The organism is Mesorhizobium sp. NZP2298 (genome assembly GCF_013170825.1).
Taxonomy (GTDB): domain Bacteria; phylum Pseudomonadota; class Alphaproteobacteria; order Rhizobiales; family Rhizobiaceae; genus Mesorhizobium.
Window position 1 is genome coordinate 3,418,016 of the sequence record NZ_CP033365.1, and the last position, 19,441, is coordinate 3,437,456.

A 19,441-nucleotide genomic window follows, 5' to 3' on the forward strand; every position below is an offset into this window, starting at 1 on the left:
TCGCTATCGCGCGTACCGCTCCCTTTTCAAAGTTGCACATTCGCTAACATGTTCCCAATCCAAGCCATCTTTGACATCATGGCCTGGATGCGGAATGTTAATCGGCGGAAAGCCAACAATGGGAGTTAGTCATGACAATCTATAAAAGTAACGGCGACAGCGTTCCGGATCACATCCTGGCCATGGCCGAAGAAGCCAAGGCAGGAACAGTGGACCGCCGCGAATTCCTGGCGCTTGCCAGCGTCTTCGGCGCGTCGACGGCCATGGCTTACGGTCTGCTCGGCCTTGCCGCTCCAACGCCGGCCAGGGCCGAGGACGTGCAAGGCAAGAAGGGCGGCGTGATCAAGGTCGCCATGTCGGTCAAGGATCCCAAGGATCCGCGCACGGCGGACTGGTCAGAGATTTCCAATGCCGAGCGCCAGGCGCTCGAACCGCTGGTGAAATACACCAAGGAGTACACCTTCGCGCCGTACCTGCTGGCGAGCTGGGACATCAACGACGACGCCACCGAATACACGCTGCATGTGCGGCCGGGCGTCGAATGGAACAATGGCGACAAGTTCACGGCCGACGACGTGATCTACAATTTCACCCGCTGGGCCGACAAGTCCGCCGAAGGCAACTCGATGCCGGGACGCCTTGGCAGCCTCGTCGATGATACGACCAAGAAGCTGCGCGAAGGCTCGATCGTCAAGGTTGACGACATGACGGTCAAGCTCAAGCTGACCAAGCCGGATATCGCCATCATCCCGAACCTGTGCGACTATCCCGGCCTCATCGTCCACAAGACCTTCGACGAGAAGGGCGCGAACTTCAAGAACTGCCCGATCGGCACCGGTCCGTTCGAACTCGTATCCTACGACGTCGGTCAGAAGGTCGTCTACAAGCGCCGCACGACCGGCAAGTGGTGGCAGGGCGAGGCCTTCCTCGACGGCGTCGAGTTCATCGACTACGGCACCGATCCGGCCGCGACGGTTTCAGCCTTCGAATCGGGCGAAGTGCACACCAACCACGAGACGACCGCCGACTACGTCAAGATCATCGAAGGCGTCGGCGCGCCGGCCTCGGAAGTTGTGACCGCGGCCACCGTGGTGTCGCGTTTCAACGTCAACGCCAAGCCTTATGGCGACCAGAAGGTGCGTCAGGCGATGTGCCTGGCCGTCGACAATTCGGTGGTGCTGCAGCTTGGTTACGGCAACGCCGGAACGCCGGCCGAAAACCACCATGTCGCGCCGATCCATCCGGAATATGTCGAACTGCCGAAGATCAAGCGCGACATCGCCAAGGCCAAGCAGATGCTGACGGAAGCCGGCGTGATCGATTTCGAGCACGAACTGATCAGCAATGACGAGGATTACCACAAGAACACCACGGACGCGATCGCGGCCCAGCTGCGCGAGGCCGGCATCAAGGTGAAGCGCACCGTGCTGCCGAGCTCGACCTTCTGGAACGACTGGACGAAGTATCCGTTCTCGGAAACCAACTGGAACATGCGTCCGCTGGGCATCCAGGTCATCGCCATCGCCTATCGCAGCGGTGAAGCCTGGAACGAGACGGCCTATGCCAATCCGGAGTTCGACAAGAAGGTCAACGAGGCGCTCGGGATCGCCGATGCGGAGAAGCGCAAGGTGGTGATGAAGGATATCGAGCAGATGCTGCAGGATTCCGGCATCATCATCCAGCCCTACTGGCGCAAGCTCTACATCAACATCAAGCCCGAGGTGAAGAACCACTCGATGCACCCCACCTACGAGCACGACTTCGGCAAGGTCTGGCTCGATCAGGCGTGACTCACAGCTTGATGAATGCGAAGGGCGCACGTCCCTTCGCATTCGCAGGATCGCCGCCGTTGCATGAGATGCAGCGGCGGCGTGATGTCACAAGGTTTTCGTCACAGGGTTGACCATATGACCCCAACCCGGCCGGCAGGGGGGCACACATGTTCTCATTCATCATCAGACGCATCGGCACAATCCTGCTCACGATGCTGTGCCTGACGCTGGTCGTCTTCTTCCTCGTCAATCTCGAACCCAATCTGAAGAAGCTGGCGATCAGCCAGACCGAAATGCACACATCGGCCGATCAGCTCGAAAGCTGGCTGGTCAACCATGGCTACCGCCAGAACTTCTTCTCGCGCTATGGCCAGTGGCTCGGCGTCCTGCCCAAACAGCCGATCACCGATCCGGCGACCGGCAAGACGACGCAGCGCTTCACCTTCTGCAACGACCCGACCGTGCCGACATTCTCCGGCGTGATCGAGGGCGATTTCGGCTGCTCGACCAAGTTCAAGACCACGGTCGCGGCCAAGCTGTTCCCGGCGCTCGGCGCCACCGGCATCCTGATGTTCTGGGTGCTGGTGGTGATGGTGCCGGTTTCACTGCTGATCGGCATTCTCGCCGGCATGCGCGAGGGTTCACGAACAGACCGGGTGCTTTCCGTCGCCTCGATCGCCTCGACGGCGACGCCTGAATATGTGTCGGGCGTCATCTTCACCGTCGTCTTCGCCTCCTGGCTCGGCTGGCTGAACGGCTCGGCCGCCTCGGCGAGCCAGGGCATCACCTTCTACAATTTCACGCTGCCGGTGATCACGCTGGCGATCTACGGCATCGGCTACATCGCGCGCATGACGCGCGCCTCGATGGTCGAGGTGATGACGCAGCAATATATCCGCACCGCGCGGTTGAAGGGCCTTTCCTTCCGCGGCGTGGTGGTCAAGCACGCGCTGCGCAACGCGCTGATAGCGCCCTTCACCGTCATCATGCTGCAGTTTCCCTGGCTGCTCACCGGCGTCGTCATCGTAGAGGTCATGTTCCGCTACCAGGGCTTCGGCTACACGCTGGTCGAGGCCGCCGGCAACAACGACATCGATCTCTTGCTCGGCTGTTCGCTGGTCTCGGTGTTCATCGTCCTGATCACACAGCTCATTTCCGATGTCGGCTACGCGTTCCTCAATCCGCGCATCCGGGTTCAGTAGGGAGAAGGCGCATGCAAGCTCAATATATCGGCGCCTCCACCATCATCCTCGAAGTGCTGTGGCGCTTCTGGCCGGTCTGGGTCGCGCTCGCCATCGTCATGGGGGCGAGCTTTCTCTACAAGAAGAAGCTGGCGCTCTATGGCCAGCTTTTCGACAGCGGCGTCGGCATAGCGGGTGTCTTCATCTGCCTGTTCTGGCTGTTCACGGCGATCTTCGCCTCGACCATCTCGCCGTTCGACCCGCTGGGCCAGATCCCGATCATGAAGGACACGCTGCCTGGCGCCATCGAGCCGCAATCGGGGCTCGTCTATCTCTTCGGCGGCGACAAGCTTGCGCGCGACGTGTTTTCGCGCATGGTCTACGGCAGCCAGATCGTGCTGATCATCGCCCCGGCGGCAACCGGTTTCGCGCTGATGGTCGGCATCACGCTCGGCCTGCCGGCCGGCTATTACGGCGGCAAGATCGATTCCATCCTGTCGTTCCTGGCCAACCTCGTGCTGGCCTTCCCGGTCATCCTGTTGTTCTACCTGCTGGTGACGCCGGGGATCATGGACACGCCGATCCCCTATGCGCTGGCCGGTGTCTTCTTTCTGTTTCCGATCATCTTCTTCAGCGTGCTGTTCTGGACACGCTACAAGAACCGGCCGGACCGGATCTACATCCTGCTCGGCCTGACGCTGATCGTAGGCGGCTGGATCTATCTCGGCCTTGTCTTCGACAGGGACCCGCTGCACATCGTGCATATCGACCCCAACCAGCTCAACATCTTCGTGGCGGTGGTGTTCGCCTCCAGCCCCGGCGTGTTCCGCATCGTGCGCGGCCTGGTGATGGACATCAAGACGCGCGACTATGTGGCGGCGGCGCAGACGCGCGGTGAATCACCCTGGTACATCATGCTGTGGGAGATCCTGCCGAATGCGCGGGGTCCGCTGATCGTCGATGCCTGCCTGCGCATCGGCTACACCACGATCCTGCTCGGGACGCTCGGCTATTTCGGCCTCGGCCTGGCACCGGAAAGCCCCGACTGGGGCACGGCGATCAAGGATGCCAGCCGGCTCCTGCGCTCCTTCATCCACCCAGCGCTGCCCCCGACGATCGCGCTGATGTCGTTCGTGCTGGGGCTCAACCTGCTGGCCGATTCGCTGCGCGAGCAATCGATGAAAGACTGATTGACGGGCCTTGGCCCGCCTCTGGTATAATTTGGATTGGAGCGACCCATGAACGAGGCAGTTCGAAATCCCGGTAAGCCGACCACTGCGCCGATCATCGAGATCGAGAACCTGTCGATCTCCTTCTTCACCCGCAAGGGCGAGATACCGGCCGTCATGGATTTTTCCTGCACGGTCATGCCCGGCGAAGCGATGGGCATTGTCGGTGAATCCGGCTGCGGCAAGTCGACCGTGTCGCTCGGCATCATGCGCGACCTCTCCAACATCGGGAAGATCGTCGGCGGCAAGATCAAGTTCCAGGGCAAGGATATGGGCGAGCTCTCCGAGGAGGAGCTGCGCGCCATCCGCGGCAACAAGATCGCCATGATCTACCAGGAGCCGATGGCCAGCCTCAATCCGGCGATGAAGATCGGCCAGCAACTGATGGAAGTGCCGCTGATCCACGACAAGGTGTCGAAGGAAGAGGCCTATAAACGCGCGGTCGAAATGGTGCGCTCGGTCAAGCTGCCGGACCCCGAGCGCATGATGCGCTCCTATCCGCACCAGCTTTCAGGCGGCCAGCAGCAGCGTATCGTCATTGCCATGGCGCTGCTGTCGAAGCCGGCGCTGCTTCTGCTCGACGAGCCGACGACGGCGCTCGACGTGACGGTGGAGGCGGGTATCGTCGAACTGGTCAAGGGGCTGGGTGAAAAGTTCGGCACCTCGATGATCTTCGTCTCGCACAATCTGGGCCTCATCCTCGAGACTTGCGACAGGATCACGGTCATGTATTCGGGCGAGGCGGTCGAGACCGGCAAGATCAAGGACGTCTTCGACCGGATGCGCCATCCCTACACGCAAGGGCTGTTCCGTTCGATCCCGCTGCCGGGCGCCGACAAGAACTCGCGGCCGCTGATCGCCATTCCGGGCCAGTTGCCGCTGCCGCATGAGCGGCCCAAGGGCTGCAATTTCGGCCCGCGCTGCCACCATTTCGTGGAGGGCGTCTGCAACGCCGCCGAAATCCCCATGGTCGAGGTCGCCGGCCACGAAGGTCATTTCTCGCGTTGCGTGCGCTTCAACGAGATCGATTGGGAAGCGCTGCCGCCCGGCGCCAAGAAGGTCAATGAGCGTGTCGTGCCCGGCGCGCCGGTGCTCAAGATCGAGGATCTCAGGAAGTACTACAAGGTCGGCGGCAGCGAGGTGTTCGGGTCGAGCGAAGGCCGTGTCGTCAAGGCCAACGAGACCATCTCCTTCATGGCGCGCGAATCCGAGACGGTCGCCATCGTCGGCGAATCCGGCTGCGGAAAGTCGACGCTGGCCAAGGTTCTGCTCGGCCTGGAGACGGCAAGTGCCGGCACGGTGACGCTGGGCAACAAGGAGATCCAGTCGACCGGCATCGAGAAGCGCAGCGTCGACACAGTGTCATCGATCCAGATGGTGTTCCAGAATCCGTTCGATACGCTGAACCCCAGCCATTCGGTCGGCTCGCAGATCATCCGCACGCTGGAGAAATTCAACGTCGGCAAGACGGTCGCCGACCGCCGCAAGCGCATGCTGGAACTGCTCGACCTGGTGAAGCTGCCGCGTGCCTTCGAGACGCGCAAGCCGCGCCAGCTGTCGGGTGGCCAGAAGCAGCGCATCGGCGTGGCGCGCGCCTTTGCCGGTGACGCCAAGGTGGTGGTGGCCGACGAGCCGGTCTCGGCACTCGACGTGTCGGTGCAGGCGGCAGTGACCGAACTGTTGATGGATATCCAGCGCAAGAACAAGACGACGATGCTGTTCATCAGCCACGATCTGTCCGTCGTGCGTTATATCGCCGACCGCGTCGTCGTCATGTATCTCGGCTATATCGTCGAGCAAGGCACGACCGACCAGATCTTCGCGCCGCCTTATCATCCGTATACCGAGGCGCTGCTGTCGGCGATCCCGATCGCCGACACCAGCGTGGTCAAGAAGCACATCGTGCTGGAGGGCGACATCCCGTCGGCTATGAATCCGCCGTCTGGCTGCCCATTCCAGACACGCTGCGGCTACAAGAAGCTGGTGCCCGACAATCTGTGCGAGACCAAGGTGCCGCCGGTCAAGCACCTCGGTGACGGCCATATGAGCCTGTGCTGGCTGGCCGATGACGTGCTGGCGAAGATGGAGCCGGTGATCAAGTTCGACAAGGAACACGCCGCGCATGAGGGCGTACCGGAGGATGCGCAGGGCACCGGGCCGGGTTTGGCCGGGACAGCGCCCAAGCGGCCGCGTGGCAAAACGGGCAGCGCGGAAGCCGACCAGATCGGGGACGCTGTGGAGCAGGGCGAGGCCGGCATGCGAGCCCGTCGCCACGAAGTCCGCGACGAGGTTTCCGAAACCGGTGTTTCGAAGCCGAAAGACACGACGAGGCGGCACTAACCTAGGTAGGTATCAGGAGCCGCATTGCCGTAGCTGCGCTTCATAGTCTCGGGCCATCTTGTCGGTGGCCCGGGCGTAACCCTGCACCCCGGCGTCGCCGCGGTTGCCGCGGCCATAGGCGGTCCAGCCGAGATAGTAGGCGAGATAGAGATTGTAGGTGTCGTTGCGGGCGACGCCGTAGGTGTCTGATGTCTTGGAATGATACCAGCCGACGAAGTCGACGGCGTCGGCGAATTTGGTGCGCCGCGCCGCCCAGTTGCCGGTCTCGCGCTGATATTGCGACCAGGTGCCGTCCAGCGCCTGCGAGAAGCCGGTGGCCGACGAGACGTGCTTCCAGGGAATGAAGCCGAGCAGCTTGGTGCGCGGCGGCCGGGCATTGCTCTTGAAGCCGGATTCCTTGCGCACCGTCGCCATCAGCACAGGGACGGGAATGCCGTACTTCTGCTCTGTCCGTTCGGCCGCCGACTGCCAGTTGTCGAACCAGCCGTCATTCTGGTCGAAGACGGCACAGACATTGTTGATGTGGCTGGGCGCGGTCGCGCAGGCCGACAATGCCAGCAACACGCCAACCGCTGCAATTTTACTAAAACTCGACCTACGCATTGGATGAGCAATAGGCCGAAATCATAAAGGGAATCTTGCTGGCTCCGTTAATGCTCTGCCGCCATCAGCGCTTGAGAAAATGCCATATAGGCATTCCGACGCCTCCTGTCGCTTTTTATAAAAGGCTGCCGTAAAGATGCCGCCTTGACTAAAATCGCGCCTGTAAGCGGCGCATTTCTGACAGCTTGCCCGGTTTGCCGAAGCTTTGATGCCAGGCATGAACGAACCAAGACGCAAGCGCGGCGCCGAGCGCACCAGCAACCGAGGCCCAGCGCCCATCCCGCAACTGCCACCCAGGCGCGTGAGGAATCCTTATCCGCCGATGGCGCTGCTGTCGTCCGACCAGATCGAGGCGATCCACCAGGCGTCGATGCATATATTGGAGAATTTCGGCATCGAGGTGATGAGCCCGCGGGCGCTGTCGCTGTTCGAGAATGCCGGTGCCGCGGTCGATCATGCGACGGCCAATGTCCGCATCGATCGCGGCATGGTCGACGAGGCGCTGAAGACCACACGGCCCACCTATACGCTGACACCACGCAATCCGGCCAACACAATCCATCTCGGCGGCAACACCATCAATTTCACCCTCGTCGCCGGACCGCCCAATGTGCACGACATGGAGCGAGGCCGCCGCGCCGGCAATCTGCGCGACTATGCCGACCTGACCCGGCTGGCGCAGCATTTCAACTGCGTTCACATGCTCGGCAACCAGGTGTGCGCGCCGGTCGAGCTGCCGGCCAATTCGCGCCATCTCGACACCTACTTCACCAATCTGACGCTGACGGACAAGAGTTTCCATGTCTCGGCGATCGGCCGGGGCAGGGCGCTGGACGGCATAGAGATGATGGCGATCGCGCGCGGGCTGACGCTGGAACAGCTGCGCGAGGATCCCGGCATCGCCACCATCATCTCGGTCAACTCGCCGCGCCGTTTCGACGAGATGATGGCCGAAGGGCTGATGACGATGGCCGAGTTCGGCCAGTCGGTGGCGGTGACGCCGTTCACCCTGATGGGGGCGATGAGCCCGGTGACGCTGGCGGGTGCCTTGGCGCAGCAGAATGCCGAGGCGCTGTTCGGCGTCGTGCTGACGCAATTGGTGCGACCCGGTGCGCCGGTGATGTATGGCGCCTTCACCTCCAATGTCGACATGAAGTCCGGGGCGCCGGCCTTCGGCACGCCTGAAAACACTAAGGCCAACATCGCCTCGGGGCAATTGGCCCGGCGCTACGGGCTGCCGTACCGGACAACGCCGGGCTCGGCCTCCAACGCCGCCGATGCGCAAGGCGCCTACGAGACGCTGATGGCGCTGTGGGGCGCCGTGCTCGGCCATGGCAACCTCGTCTACCACGCCGCCGGCTGGCAGGAGGGTGGGCTGACAGTGTCCTTCGAGAAGTTCATCATCGATGTCGAGATGATCCAGCACATGATGGAGTTCCTGCGGCCGATCGAAGTCAACGAGGCCGAGCTTGCCGTCGAGGCGCTGGGCGCGGTGCCGACCGGCGGCCATTTCTTCGGCGAGCCGCACACGCTGGAGCGCTACGCGACCGCCTTCTACCAGCCTATGCTGTCCAACTGGCAGAATTTCGAGGCCTGGCAGGAGGCAGGTGGGCTCGACGCAACGGCGCGCGCGACGCGGCTGTGGAAGAAGGCGCTGGAGGACTATGTCGAGCCGGCGATGGATATTGCCGTGCGCGAGGCGCTGGAGGCCTATGTGGCCAGGCGCAAGGAAGCGATCGGGCACGGCGAGCCGTGATGCCTTCCGTCCTGAATCCACTTTCCCGTCCAATCCATTGATATCAGAGAAAAATCCATGAAGTCGCATGCAAAGGTCGTGGTCATTGGCGGCGGTGTCGTCGGGTGCTCCGTGCTGTTCCATCTCGCCCGCCACGGCTGGACCGACGTGGTGCTGCTGGAACGCGACGAACTGACCTCGGGTTCGACCTGGCACGCGGCCGGCGGCATGCACACGATCAATGGCGATCCCAACGTCGCCAAGCTGCAGAAATACACGATCAGCCTCTACAAGGAGATCGAGGAACTGTCGGGACAGGCGACCGGCGTGCACCTGACCGGCGGCGTGCTTCTGGCGGCGACCGAGGCGCGGCTGGACTGGCTGCGCGGTGTCGTCGCCAAGGGGCGCTATCTCGGCATCGACCTGGAAGTGATCTCGCCTGCCGAGGCGGCCGAACTGATGCCGCTGATCGACCCCAAGCAATTCGTCGGCGCCGTCAGAAACAAGGAGGACGGCCATCTCGATCCATCGGGCGTCACGCATGCCTATGCCAAGGCCGCGCGCAAACTCGGCGCCGAGGTCGAGCGCTTCACCAAGGTCGAGGACATTGTGCGGCGGCCCGACGGGATGTGGCGCGTCATCACCAACAAGGGCGAGGTGGTGGCCGAGCATGTCGTCAACGCCGGCGGCCTGTGGGCGCGCGAAGTCGGCCGCATGGTCGGGCTCGAACTGCCGGTGCTGGCCATGGAGCACATGTACCTGATCACCGAGGACATGCCGGAGGTCGCCGCCTGGAACGCCAAGACCGGCACCGAGATCATCCATGCGGTCGATTTCGACGGCGAGCTTTACCTGCGCCAGGAGCGCGGCGGCATGCTGATGGGCACCTACGAGAAGGCCAACAAGCCATGGTCCGAATACCAGACGCCATGGAATTTCGGCCATGAACTGCTCGAGCCCGACATCGACCGCATCGCGCCGTCTCTCGAAGTCGGATTCCGCCACTTCCCGGCTTTCCAGCACACCGGCATCAAGCAGATCATCAACGGGCCCTTCACCTTCGCGCCCGACGGCAACCCGCTTGTCGGGCCGGTGCGCGGCCTGCCGGGCTTCTGGGTCGCCTGCGGCGTCATGGCCGGCTTCAGCCAGGGCGGCGGCGTCGGCCTGGCGCTGTCCAACTGGATGATCGAGGGTGATCCCGGCGCGGACATCTGGGCCATGGATGTGGCACGCTACGGCGACTGGGCCACGATGGCCTACACCAATGCCAGGGTCCGCGAGAACTATTCCAGGCGTTTTTCGATCCGCTTCCCCAATGAGGAACTGCCGGCCGGACGGCCGCTGAAAACGACCCCTATCTATGACCTCTTGTCGGCCAAGGGTGCGCAATGGGGTGTCGCCTACGGGCTGGAAGTGCCGCTCTGGTACGCGCCGGAGGGCATCAAGGACGAGTTCTCCTGGCGGCGCTCCAGCGATTTCACGCATGTCGCCAGCGAGGTCGCAACGGTGCGCGGTGGCCTCGGCCTGTCGGAGATTTCGAGCTTCGCCAAATACAAGGTGACGGGCGAGGGGGCCGCTGCCTGGCTCGACCGGATGCTTGCCTGCAAAATGCCGAAACCCGGCCGCATGACGCTGGCGCCGATGCTGAAGGAGGACGGCAGGCTGATCGGCGATTTCACGCTGGCCAATCTGGGCGCGGATGGCTGGTTCCTCGCCGGCTCCGGCATTGCCGAGCAGTACCACATGCGCTGGTTCGAGGCGCATCTGCCGGGAGACGGCTCGGTCCAGATCGAGGCGCTGGGCGCGAAACTCACCGGCCTTGCGATTGCCGGGCCGAAGGCGCGGGACGTGCTGGCCAAGGTCAGCCGCGCCGATGTCTCCAACGCGGCGTTTGCGTTCATGGCGGTGGCGAGGATGGATATCGGCATGGCGCCGTGCCTGGTCGGCCGCGTCAGCTACACCGGCGATCTCGGCTACGAGATCTGGGTAGCGCCGGAATACCAGCGCGCGGCGTTCAACGCTTTGATGGCGGCGGGCGAGGAGTTCGGCATCGGCCTGTTCGGTTCGCGCGCGCTCAATGCGCTGCGGCTGGAGAAGAATTACGGCTCATGGGGACGCGAATACCGGCCGATCTATGGGCCGCTGGAAGCCGGGCTCGACCGTTTCGTCGCCTATGGCAAGGACGCCGATTTCATCGGCAAGGCGGCGGCACTGGCCGAGCGCAAGCAAGGCGGGAAATTGCGGCTGCGCGCCTTCATCGTCGATGCTGACGATGCCGATGTCATCGGCGACGAGCCGATCTGGTTCGGTGGGACGGTGCGCGGCTGGGTGACATCCGGCGGCTACGCGCATCATTCGAAAAAATCGGTCGCCGTCGGTTATGTGCCGAAGGAGATCGCCGACGAGAGCGACGGCTTCGAAATCGAGCTGCTGGGCAAGCGTCACGCGGCGCGCATCCAGGCGGCGCCGCTGTTCGATGCGAATTTCGAACGGATGCGGGGATGAGGTTCACCCCCGGCATGGTGCATCACGCGTTGCGGCTATTGTCCAGCGCGAAGGCGCCGGCGCCGGCGAAGACCAGATAGAGGAAGATGAAGCAGAACGAGATCGCCGCATCGCCGCTGTTGTTGACGGGGAAGAAGTCGCGCGGGTAGTGCGCCATGAAATAGGCTATCGCCATTTCGCCGGCCAGAAGGAACGCCACCGGGCGAGTGAACAGGCCCAGTGCCAGCAGGATGCCGCCCGCGAATTCGAGGATGCCGGCGGTCAGCGTCAGTCCGGTGAGGGCGTGAGCCTGCGCGCCGGCGGGGAAGTTGAACAGTTTCTGGCTGCCATGCTCGATGAACTGCAGCGCGGTCATGATGCGCAGCACGCCGAGTGCCTGCGGCTGGTATCTGGCAAGGCCTTCAAAAAGTTTCATCCGAACTCCTTTTTCACCCCTCCCGGCCCGGCGTTAGATTATCGCCCAGCGATGGACCATTCACTTCCCTTGGCATGTCATCAACAATCGGTGATTGGAAATGTTCCCCGGCATGCCCTTTGATATTGTTCTCGCCTGGGTTGCATTTATACCGCTATGGTTGTATTAGCATGGGCGCTCTGAACAGGTGGATTTCCTTGCCATGAAAAAAGTCATCATCAGCCTATTCGCACTCGTCGCAGGCACCGGTTTCGCCATGGCGGAGGACGCCGGCTGCGAGGCCTTCAAATGGCCGGTGACGCGGGAACAGACGTTGTTTGCCGCGGCACCGGCAACGCCGTCCGGAGCGACGCTGGCGGTCGGCGCGGCCGCTGATCTGGCGCTGGTGCCGGTCGACAAGGCCAGCTTCGCGGTGCCCCCTGAACATGCTCCGGGAGAGGGCACGTTTGGCGCTGTCGCCAGCGTGGCTGTGCCACCCGAAGGCGCCATCCAGATCAGCCTGTCGGGCGAGGCCTGGATCGATGTCATCCAGGACGGCAAGGCCGTGAAATCGGCCGGCTATAGCGGTGTGAAAACCTGCCCGGGTATCCGCAAAAGCGTGCGTTTCAAGCTTGCGGCCGGCCCGGCCACCATCCAGTTCAGTGGCGCGAAAAAGGCTGAGCTGAAGGTCGCGGTGTTGACGCCGGAATAAGTCGGCCGGTAGAGGCATGCGGCCCCTTCATCGATAGTGCGATAAAGGGCCGCCGCTTCGCGCCTGCAGTGTCTATTGTCGTCAGCGCACCGGCGCCATCAAGGCGAAATGCGCGCCTGGCGGGTCCTGGCATTGCACGATCCAGCTGCCGCCGGGCACCTCCATCGGCCCCATCAGGATCTTGCCGCCATTGTCGGTGACGCGTTTTGCGGCCGAGTCGATGCCGGTGACGTTGAAATAGAACTGCCAAACCGGGACGGGGATTTGCGCTGGCTTGTTCATGATGCCGCCGCCGGATTCGGGGCCGGCCGTGAAAGTCTGGTAGATGCCCATCGGGCCCATGTCGAAATCGCCGGCATTGGCCCAGCCGAACTGGCCGGAATAGAAATCGAACGCGGCCTTCCAATCGCTCGTGTAGAGCTCGTGCCAGCCGATATGACCGGGTGTGCTGGCCGGAACGACGGGCTGGTCGGGGCCGTTGGGCTGCAGGAACATGAAGGCCGCGCCTTGCGGATCGGCGACAACGGCAAAGCGGCCGACGCCCGGAATGTCGGTGGGTTCACGGTGAACGCCGCCGCCGGCCGCTTTCAATGATTTCGTCGAGGCGTCCGCGTCCTTCGTCTTGATGTAACCGAGCCAGGCAGGCGGCGCGCCCATCTTTCTGACATCCTCGGGCATGGTCATCAGGCCGCCGACGCCGCGCTCGCCGACATTCATGACGATATAGCGCGGCATGCCGGGAGCCGTGTCGAAGGGCTGCGCCGTCCAGCCGACAACCTTGGTATAGAAGGCCTCGGCGGCGTCGAGGTCTGATGTCATCGGCTCGTACCAGAAGAAGGGCATCGGGGATTTCGGCATGGTCAGTCTCCTCACCGTTCAGCATCGATCGTTGTCCGATCCATCGAAGGACGATCCTGGCGACGGAAATCCGACATTCGCCCGGACGAATAATGTCGACGCATGACATGCGTTCCCGGGTTGCGCGCCCGACTTTTTTCGATTTCCCTGCGGCAAAAGAGGGGTTGTCGTTTCATGCGCCTGATGTCGCTCACGCCTGAGCTTGTCGCACTGTGTCATCGGCAAGAGGCCGATCCGGGCCCGGACCCAAGCTGGACCGAGCTGAATGACGAGGATTTCCGGACCCTTGCCATGCGGCTTGCCGCTGAAGCGGACGAGGGGCCGCTCTGGGTGTTCGCCTACGGATCGCTGATCTGGAAGCCGGAATTCGAATCGTTGGAGCAAAGGCTCGCCACGGCCTTCGGCTGGCACCGCTCCTTCTGCCTCGACATGGTGCGCTGGCGCGGCAGTGCCGAGCAGCCCGGGCTGATGATGGCGCTCGAACGGGGCGGACGGTGCAACGGCGTGATCTACCGCTTGCAGGAGGGCGAAAAACCGGCCCAGATCGAAAGGCTGCTGCGGCGTGAGATCAGCGACCATGAGAGCATCAGCTCAGTCCGGTGGCTGCCCGTTCATACGGCGCAAGGGCCGTTGCGGGCGCTCGGTTCTGGGTTGGCGTGAAGGGGCGGGGAACGTCGCTGGGGCAGCCACTGGACAAGGTGGCAAGCATATTGGCCAGGGCCTGCGGCCATATCGGCTCCGGGGCTGAATATCTCTACAATACGGTCAGTCATCTCGAAGCGTTCGGCATCCACGACCGCAATCTGTGGCGGCTGCAGGAGCTGGTGGCGGACGAGGTCCGGGCACTCCATGGCCGGCCGGTCGACGAGGGCGTCCCAGCCCGGCAAGAGCAGCCGTCCACAGCATAACATGAGTAAAAAAATCATGTTTTTATCGAACCTTTTCAGCGGCTTGCGCCGAAAATTGACCAATTGATAAAAAAATAAAACGTGCTAGCCTTCCCCAAAACGAAAACATGGGGAACTGACAATGCCAGAAGGCCAGTTCAAGGAAGGTATTGCCGGCGGCCGGCTCGCGGCCGAGCAGTATGCGGATAATTTTTCCGACCTGCATCCGCCGCTCGATCACCACGAGGCGCTGGTCGAATCCGACCGCTGCTATTTCTGCTACGACGCGCCGTGCATGAACGCATGCCCGACCTCGATCGACATTCCGCTGTTCATCCGCCAGATCTCGACCGGCAATCCGATCGGCTCGGCCAAGACCATCTTCGACCAGAACATCCTTGGCGGCATGTGCGCCCGCGTGTGCCCCACCGAGACGCTGTGCGAAGAGGTCTGCGTGCGCGAGGTGGCGGAGGGCAAGCCGGTGCAGATAGGTCGCCTGCAGCGCTACGCGACCGATGTCGCGATGAGCGAGAACAAACAGTTTTATCCGCGCGCCGCGGCGACGGGGAAGACCGTTGCCGTGGTCGGCGCCGGCCCGGCCGGCCTTGCCGCCGCGCATCGGCTCGCCCGCCATGGCCATGACGTGACTATCCTGGAAGCGCGTCCGAAGGCCGGCGGCCTCAACGAGTACGGCATCGCCGCCTACAAGAGCGTCGACAATTTCGCCCAGGCCGAGGTCGACTATGTCACCGCGATCGGCGGCATCGACATCCAGAACGGCAAGGCGCTCGGCCGCGACTACCAGCTCTCCGACCTGATCCGCAATTATGACGCGGTGTTCCTCGGCATGGGGCTCGGCGGCGTCAATGCGCTGCGCGCCGATGGTGAGGATGCCGCCGGCGTCATCAATGCGGTGGAGTTCATCGCCGACCTGCGCCAGGCCAGCGATCTCTCCGGCCTGCCGGTTGGTCGCCGTGTCGTCGTCATCGGCGGCGGCATGACGGCGATCGACGCGGCCGTGCAGTCGAAGCTGCTCGGCGCCGAGGAGGTGACGATCTGCTACCGGCGCGGCCAGGAGCATATGAATGCCTCGGAGTTCGAGCAGGATCTGGCCGCCGCCAACGGCGTCACCATCCGCCACTGGCTGCAGCCGAAGCGGGTGATTGCCGAGGCCGGCAAGGTGTCGGGCATAGAACTCGAATACACGGCATTGAAGGGCGACAAGCTCGCCGGCACCGGCGAGACGCTGACGCTGGTGGCCGACCAGGTGTTCAAGGCGATCGGCCAGAGCTTTGTCCCGGCCGCCCTCAATGGCAGCGGTGCCGCAATCGAGCTCGAAGCCGGCCGCATCAAGGTTGACGCGGAAGGGCGTACCTCGCTGGCTAAAGTCTGGGCCGGCGGCGACTGCATCTTTGGTGGCGACGACCTGACCGTCTCCGCCGTGGCGCAAGGGCGCGATGCGGCGGAGAGCATACACAGGAGTCTGACGCAGGGATAAGGATCATGGCCACGGTGGAACCGGGCGTCGCCCGTCACTACGACATAGCGGGTCTCGAGCAGCGCATCCTTGCCGCGCTCGCCGATACGGGCGTGGACGTTGCGCATCTGCGCGCCGGCGATCTTGAAGCGGTCGACGAATTCCACATTGGCGGCATCGCCGCCACAAGGGAACTCATCGGGCAGATGGGTTTGAGGCCTGGAGCCAGGCTGCTCGATATCGGATCGGGGGTGGGTGGTCCGGCCCGCTTTGCCGCCAACGAAGCCGGCGCGGATGTCACCGGCATCGATCTCACGCAAAGCTATGTCGACATCGCGACCAGCCTGTCGAAGCGCACGGGAATGGCCGACAGGACGCACTTCGTGCAGGGCAGCGCCTTGGACATGCCGTTCCAAAACGCCAGCTTCGACGCGGCCATGATCCTGCATGTCGGCATGAACCTTCCCGACAAGAAAAAGCTGATGAGCGAGGCCGCGCGCGTGCTCCGTCCGGGCGGCGTCTTCGCCGTCTATGATGTGATGCGGCTGAAGGTCGGCGCGCTGACCTATCCGCTGCCATGGGCATCGGATGAAACCATGTCCTTCGTTGCCACGCCCGGTGACTATCGCGCGGCCGCTGCAGCCGCGGGGTTCTCGGTAACCGCCGAGCGGCCACGCGGCGCTTTTGCCATCGAATTCTTCGCCACTGTGCGTGCCCGGATGGCCGCCGCGCAAGCAGAAGGCAAAAAACCGCCGCCCGGCGTCGGCCTCATCATGGGCGAGAGCGCCCGCACCAAGATCGCCAATATCACCGCCGCGCTTGAAGGCGGCATTCTTGCACCCGTGGAAATGCTCCTTCGTCTCCGTTGAAAGGGACCTGTCATGGCTGACATCCGCAACAATTTCGTCGGCATCAAATCGCCCAATCCATTCTGGCTGGCCTCCGCGCCGCCGACCGACAAGGCCTACAACGTCATCCGCGCCTTCAAGGCAGGGTGGGGCGGCGTTGTGTGGAAGACGCTGGGCGAGGAAGGCCCGCCTGTCGTCAACGTCAACGGCCCGCGCTATGGCGCGATCTGGGGTGCGGACCGGCGCCTGCTCGGTCTCAACAATATCGAACTGATCACCGACCGCGACCTGCAGACCAATCTGCGCGAGATGAAGCAGGTCAAGATGGATTGGCCCGACCGCGCGCTGATCGCCTCGATCATGGTGCCTTGCGTCGAGGAGAGTTGGAAATCCATCCTGCCGCTGGTCGAAGAGACCGGTGCCGACGGCATCGAGCTCAATTTCGGCTGCCCGCATGGCATGTCGGAACGTGGCATGGGTGCGGCCGTCGGCCAGGTGCCGGAATATATCGAAATGGTGGTGCGCTGGTGCAAGCAGTACACGCGCATGCCCGTCATCACCAAGCTGACGCCCAATATCACGGATATCCGGAAGCCCGCGCGGGCAGCACATGCCGGCGGCACCGACGCGGTGTCGCTGATCAACACCATCAATTCGATCACCGGTGTCGATCTCGACAGCTTCGCGCCGATGCCCACCATCGACGGCAAGGGCTCGCATGGCGGCTATTGCGGCCCGGCGGTGAAGCCGATCGCCATGAACATGGTGGCCGAAATCGCGCGCGATCCCGAAACGCGCGGCCTGCCGATCTCGGGCATTGGCGGCATCACCACATGGCGCGACGCCGCCGAATTCCTGGCTCTGGGCGCCGGCAACGTGCAGGTGTGCACGGCGGCCATGACCTATGGCTTCAAAATCGTGCAGGAGATGATCGCGGGTCTCGAGAACTGGATGGACGAGAAGGGCCACCGCTCGCTCGACGACGTCATCGGTCGCGCCACGCCCAACGTCACCGACTGGCAGTATCTCAACCTCAACTATGTCGCCAAGGCGCATATCGACCAGGATGCCTGCATCAAATGCGGCCGCTGCCACATCGCCTGCGAGGACACCTCGCACCAGGCGATTACCAACATGGTCAACGGCGTCAGGCATTTCGAGGTGATCGAGGCGGAGTGCGTCGGCTGCAATCTGTGCGTCAATGTCTGCCCGGTCGACAATTGCATCACCATGGAGCCGCTGGCCGCCGGGGCAATGGATGAACGCACCGGCAAGCCGGTATCGCCAATCTACGCCAACTGGACGACGCACCCGAACAATCCGATGGCCAAGGTGGCGGCGGAGTAGGGGCAGACATTCGACAAAGAAGCGGCGCCTTCCGGCGCCGTTTTTCATTTTCCTATTGCGGATAAAGATTATCCAGGATAAAAGATATCCATGAATTGGAGATCGGCATCATGAAACTTGGCGAGGGCGTTGAAGCGGCCATCCACTGTGCGGCCACGCTGGCCAGCGTGGACGGAAACAGCACCATGCCGGGTGCCGCTCTTGCCGAATCCTTTGGCCTGTCGCCGAGCTATCTGCTGAAGCATCTCAACATGCTGTGCGCGGCGCGCATCCTGGAATCGATATCAGGGCCGGCGGGCGGCTACCGGCTGGCGCGGCCGGCGGAGAGCATCACCCTGCTCGACATCGTGCTGGCCATCGAGGGACGTGAACCGGCCTTTCGCTGCGGCGAGATCCGCCGCAACGGCCCGGTCAAGCTCGACGCTTCGGCCTATGTCAAACCCTGCGGCATCAATGCCGCGATGCTGAAAGCCGAGCGCGCCTATCGGGCTGCGCTCGCCGAGACAAAGCTCTCCGACATCGTGGCGGACTACGCGGCAGAGGGCGATCCCCGATCGTTTGCCGCGAGTTGTGCCTTTGTCGCACGCCATCAGCGGCCGCAGAAATCCAGTTCCATCCCTCAACCCCCAAAGCATATGTGAAAGGAAGACGATGAAACAGAGGATGCAATTCTTCGCCAAGGCGCCCGAGATCATGAAGGCGGTGTCGGCGCTCAACAAGGCGGTCGACGAATGCGGGCTGGAGGTGAGCCTGCTGCACCTGATCAAGCTCAGGGCGTCGCAGATCAATGGCTGCTCCTACTGCGTCGAGATGCACAGCCGCGAGGCGAGGCGCGACGGAGAAACCGAGCAGCGGCTCTATCTCGTCTCGGCCTGGAAGGAATCGCCGCTGTTTTCCGAACGCGAGCGCGCCGCCTTTGCCTGGACCGAGGCGGTGACCCTGATTGCTGACAATGGCGTCTCTGACGAACTTTATGCCCGCACGCTTGAGCATTTCTCGGACGAGGAACTGGTCAAGCTGTCGGTTGCTCTCGGCATGATCAACACCTGGAACCGGCTTTGCATCCCGTTCCACGCCATTCATCCGATGCCGGCCGCCAAGGCAGCCTGATTTTCTTGCGCTATGGGAGCGCCGCCGGGGCGGCGGCGCTCCAACAGTTTCAAAGGGAGCGTTTGATGCCTGTCGATTTGCCTTCGACCTTGTTGTTTCTCGGCCGCCTGTTGCTCGGCGGCGCTTTTGCCTTCGCCGGCCTGCGCAACATCCAGAACGCTGCTTTCCTGACAGGGCTGATGGCCGCGCGCGGCGTGCCGCGGGCGCGGCTGGCGCTATGGGCCGGCATCGTCTTGCAGATCGTTGCCGGTGTTCTGGTGATAGCTGGGCCATGGACCGCGATCGCCTGTGCGGTGCTGGTGGTGTTCCTGGTCGTCGCGACACCGATATTCCACAATTTCTGGGACCATCAGGGCCCGGACCGCGCGGCGCGCATCAACGGCGTCGTCGGCAATGTCGCGCTGACGGGCGGTTTCCTGACTCTGATCGCTCAATCCGTTTGA

Annotated in this window: 16 protein-coding genes and 1 pseudogene; 14 read left to right on the plus strand and 3 right to left on the minus strand. The window is 63.1% G+C overall.

All coding sequences use genetic code 11. The annotated features are described in order from the left end of the window. Positions 1-131: 131 nt before the first annotated feature. From EB231_RS16565 to EB231_RS16580, 4 genes are all read left to right on the plus strand, one after another. Positions 132-1,790, plus strand: a complete 1,659-nt coding sequence (locus tag EB231_RS16565) for an ABC transporter substrate-binding protein (RefSeq protein ID WP_172349749.1) — start codon at positions 132-134, stop codon at positions 1,788-1,790. A gap of 149 nt (positions 1,791-1,939) precedes the next feature. Then, positions 1,940-2,974 carry an ABC transporter permease gene (locus tag EB231_RS16570; RefSeq protein ID WP_056571884.1) on the plus strand — a complete coding sequence of 345 codons (1,035 nt, stop codon included), beginning with the start codon at positions 1,940-1,942 and terminating at the stop codon, positions 2,972-2,974. An 11-nt stretch (positions 2,975-2,985) separates the two neighbouring features. Next, a complete protein-coding gene (locus EB231_RS16575) occupies positions 2,986-4,143 on the plus strand; it encodes an ABC transporter permease (protein WP_172349750.1) in 1,158 nt (385 codons plus the stop codon). 48 nt (positions 4,144-4,191) lie between these two features. Continuing rightward, complete coding sequence (locus EB231_RS16580; RefSeq protein ID WP_172349751.1) at positions 4,192-6,522, plus strand: dipeptide ABC transporter ATP-binding protein; 2,331 nt, start codon at positions 4,192-4,194, stop codon at positions 6,520-6,522. Positions 6,523-6,534: 12 nt separating this feature from the next. Here EB231_RS16580 and EB231_RS16585 read toward each other — a convergent pair whose 3' ends face one another. After that, entirely contained in the window at positions 6,535-7,125 is a 591-nt protein-coding gene (locus EB231_RS16585; RefSeq protein WP_172349752.1) for a transglycosylase SLT domain-containing protein, read from the minus strand. Positions 7,126-7,342: 217 nt separating this feature from the next. Here EB231_RS16585 and EB231_RS16590 point away from each other — a divergent pair, with 217 nt between their 5' ends. After that, entirely contained in the window at positions 7,343-8,881 is a 1,539-nt protein-coding gene (locus EB231_RS16590) for a trimethylamine methyltransferase family protein (RefSeq protein ID WP_172349753.1), read from the plus strand. A 57-nt stretch (positions 8,882-8,938) separates the two neighbouring features. After that, a complete protein-coding gene (locus EB231_RS16595; RefSeq protein WP_172349754.1) occupies positions 8,939-11,365 on the plus strand; it encodes a GcvT family protein in 2,427 nt (808 codons plus the stop codon). Between the two features lie 22 nt (positions 11,366-11,387). On the opposite strand, the gene EB231_RS16600 is transcribed toward EB231_RS16595, so the two are convergent. Then, positions 11,388-11,780, minus strand: a complete 393-nt coding sequence (locus tag EB231_RS16600; RefSeq protein WP_172349755.1) for a DoxX family protein — start codon at positions 11,778-11,780, stop codon at positions 11,388-11,390. 202 nt (positions 11,781-11,982) lie between these two features. Between EB231_RS16600 and EB231_RS16605 the strand changes: the two genes are divergently transcribed. Further along, positions 11,983-12,471, plus strand: a complete 489-nt coding sequence (locus tag EB231_RS16605; RefSeq protein WP_172349756.1) for a hypothetical protein — start codon at positions 11,983-11,985, stop codon at positions 12,469-12,471. A gap of 81 nt (positions 12,472-12,552) precedes the next feature. Here the strand turns inward: EB231_RS16605 and EB231_RS16610 are convergent, their stop codons facing one another. Continuing rightward, positions 12,553-13,329: a VOC family protein gene (locus tag EB231_RS16610; protein WP_172349757.1), complete on the minus strand. Its 777-nt coding sequence runs from the start codon at positions 13,327-13,329 to the stop codon at positions 12,553-12,555. A 174-nt stretch (positions 13,330-13,503) separates the two neighbouring features. Between EB231_RS16610 and EB231_RS16615 the strand changes: the two are divergent. The 7 genes and pseudogenes from EB231_RS16615 (at position 13,504) to EB231_RS16645 (ending at position 19,441) form a co-directional block, all read left to right on the plus strand. Beyond that, a pseudogene (locus tag EB231_RS16615) lies at positions 13,504-14,237 on the plus strand (gamma-glutamylcyclotransferase). 121 nt (positions 14,238-14,358) lie between these two features. Further along, the gene (locus EB231_RS16620) at positions 14,359-15,714 is read left to right on the plus strand and encodes an NAD(P)-dependent oxidoreductase (RefSeq protein WP_172349758.1); all 1,356 of its coding nucleotides are present in this window, start codon (positions 14,359-14,361) and stop codon (positions 15,712-15,714) included. A gap of 5 nt (positions 15,715-15,719) precedes the next feature. Then, a complete protein-coding gene (locus tag EB231_RS16625) occupies positions 15,720-16,562 on the plus strand; it encodes a class I SAM-dependent methyltransferase (protein WP_172349759.1) in 843 nt (280 codons plus the stop codon). 12 nt (positions 16,563-16,574) lie between these two features. Further along, entirely contained in the window at positions 16,575-17,888 is a 1,314-nt protein-coding gene (gene preA / locus EB231_RS16630) for an NAD-dependent dihydropyrimidine dehydrogenase subunit PreA (RefSeq protein ID WP_172349760.1), read from the plus strand. Between the two features lie 110 nt (positions 17,889-17,998). Next, positions 17,999-18,529, plus strand: a complete 531-nt coding sequence (locus EB231_RS16635) for an RrF2 family transcriptional regulator (RefSeq protein WP_172349761.1) — start codon at positions 17,999-18,001, stop codon at positions 18,527-18,529. Positions 18,530-18,539: 10 nt separating this feature from the next. Continuing rightward, on the plus strand, positions 18,540-18,998 hold the full coding sequence (locus EB231_RS16640; RefSeq protein WP_172349762.1) for a carboxymuconolactone decarboxylase family protein: 459 nt from the start codon (positions 18,540-18,542) through the stop codon (positions 18,996-18,998). Positions 18,999-19,063: 65 nt separating this feature from the next. Continuing rightward, positions 19,064-19,441, plus strand: coding sequence for a DoxX family protein (locus tag EB231_RS16645; RefSeq protein ID WP_172349763.1), 378 nt, complete (start codon positions 19,064-19,066; stop codon positions 19,439-19,441).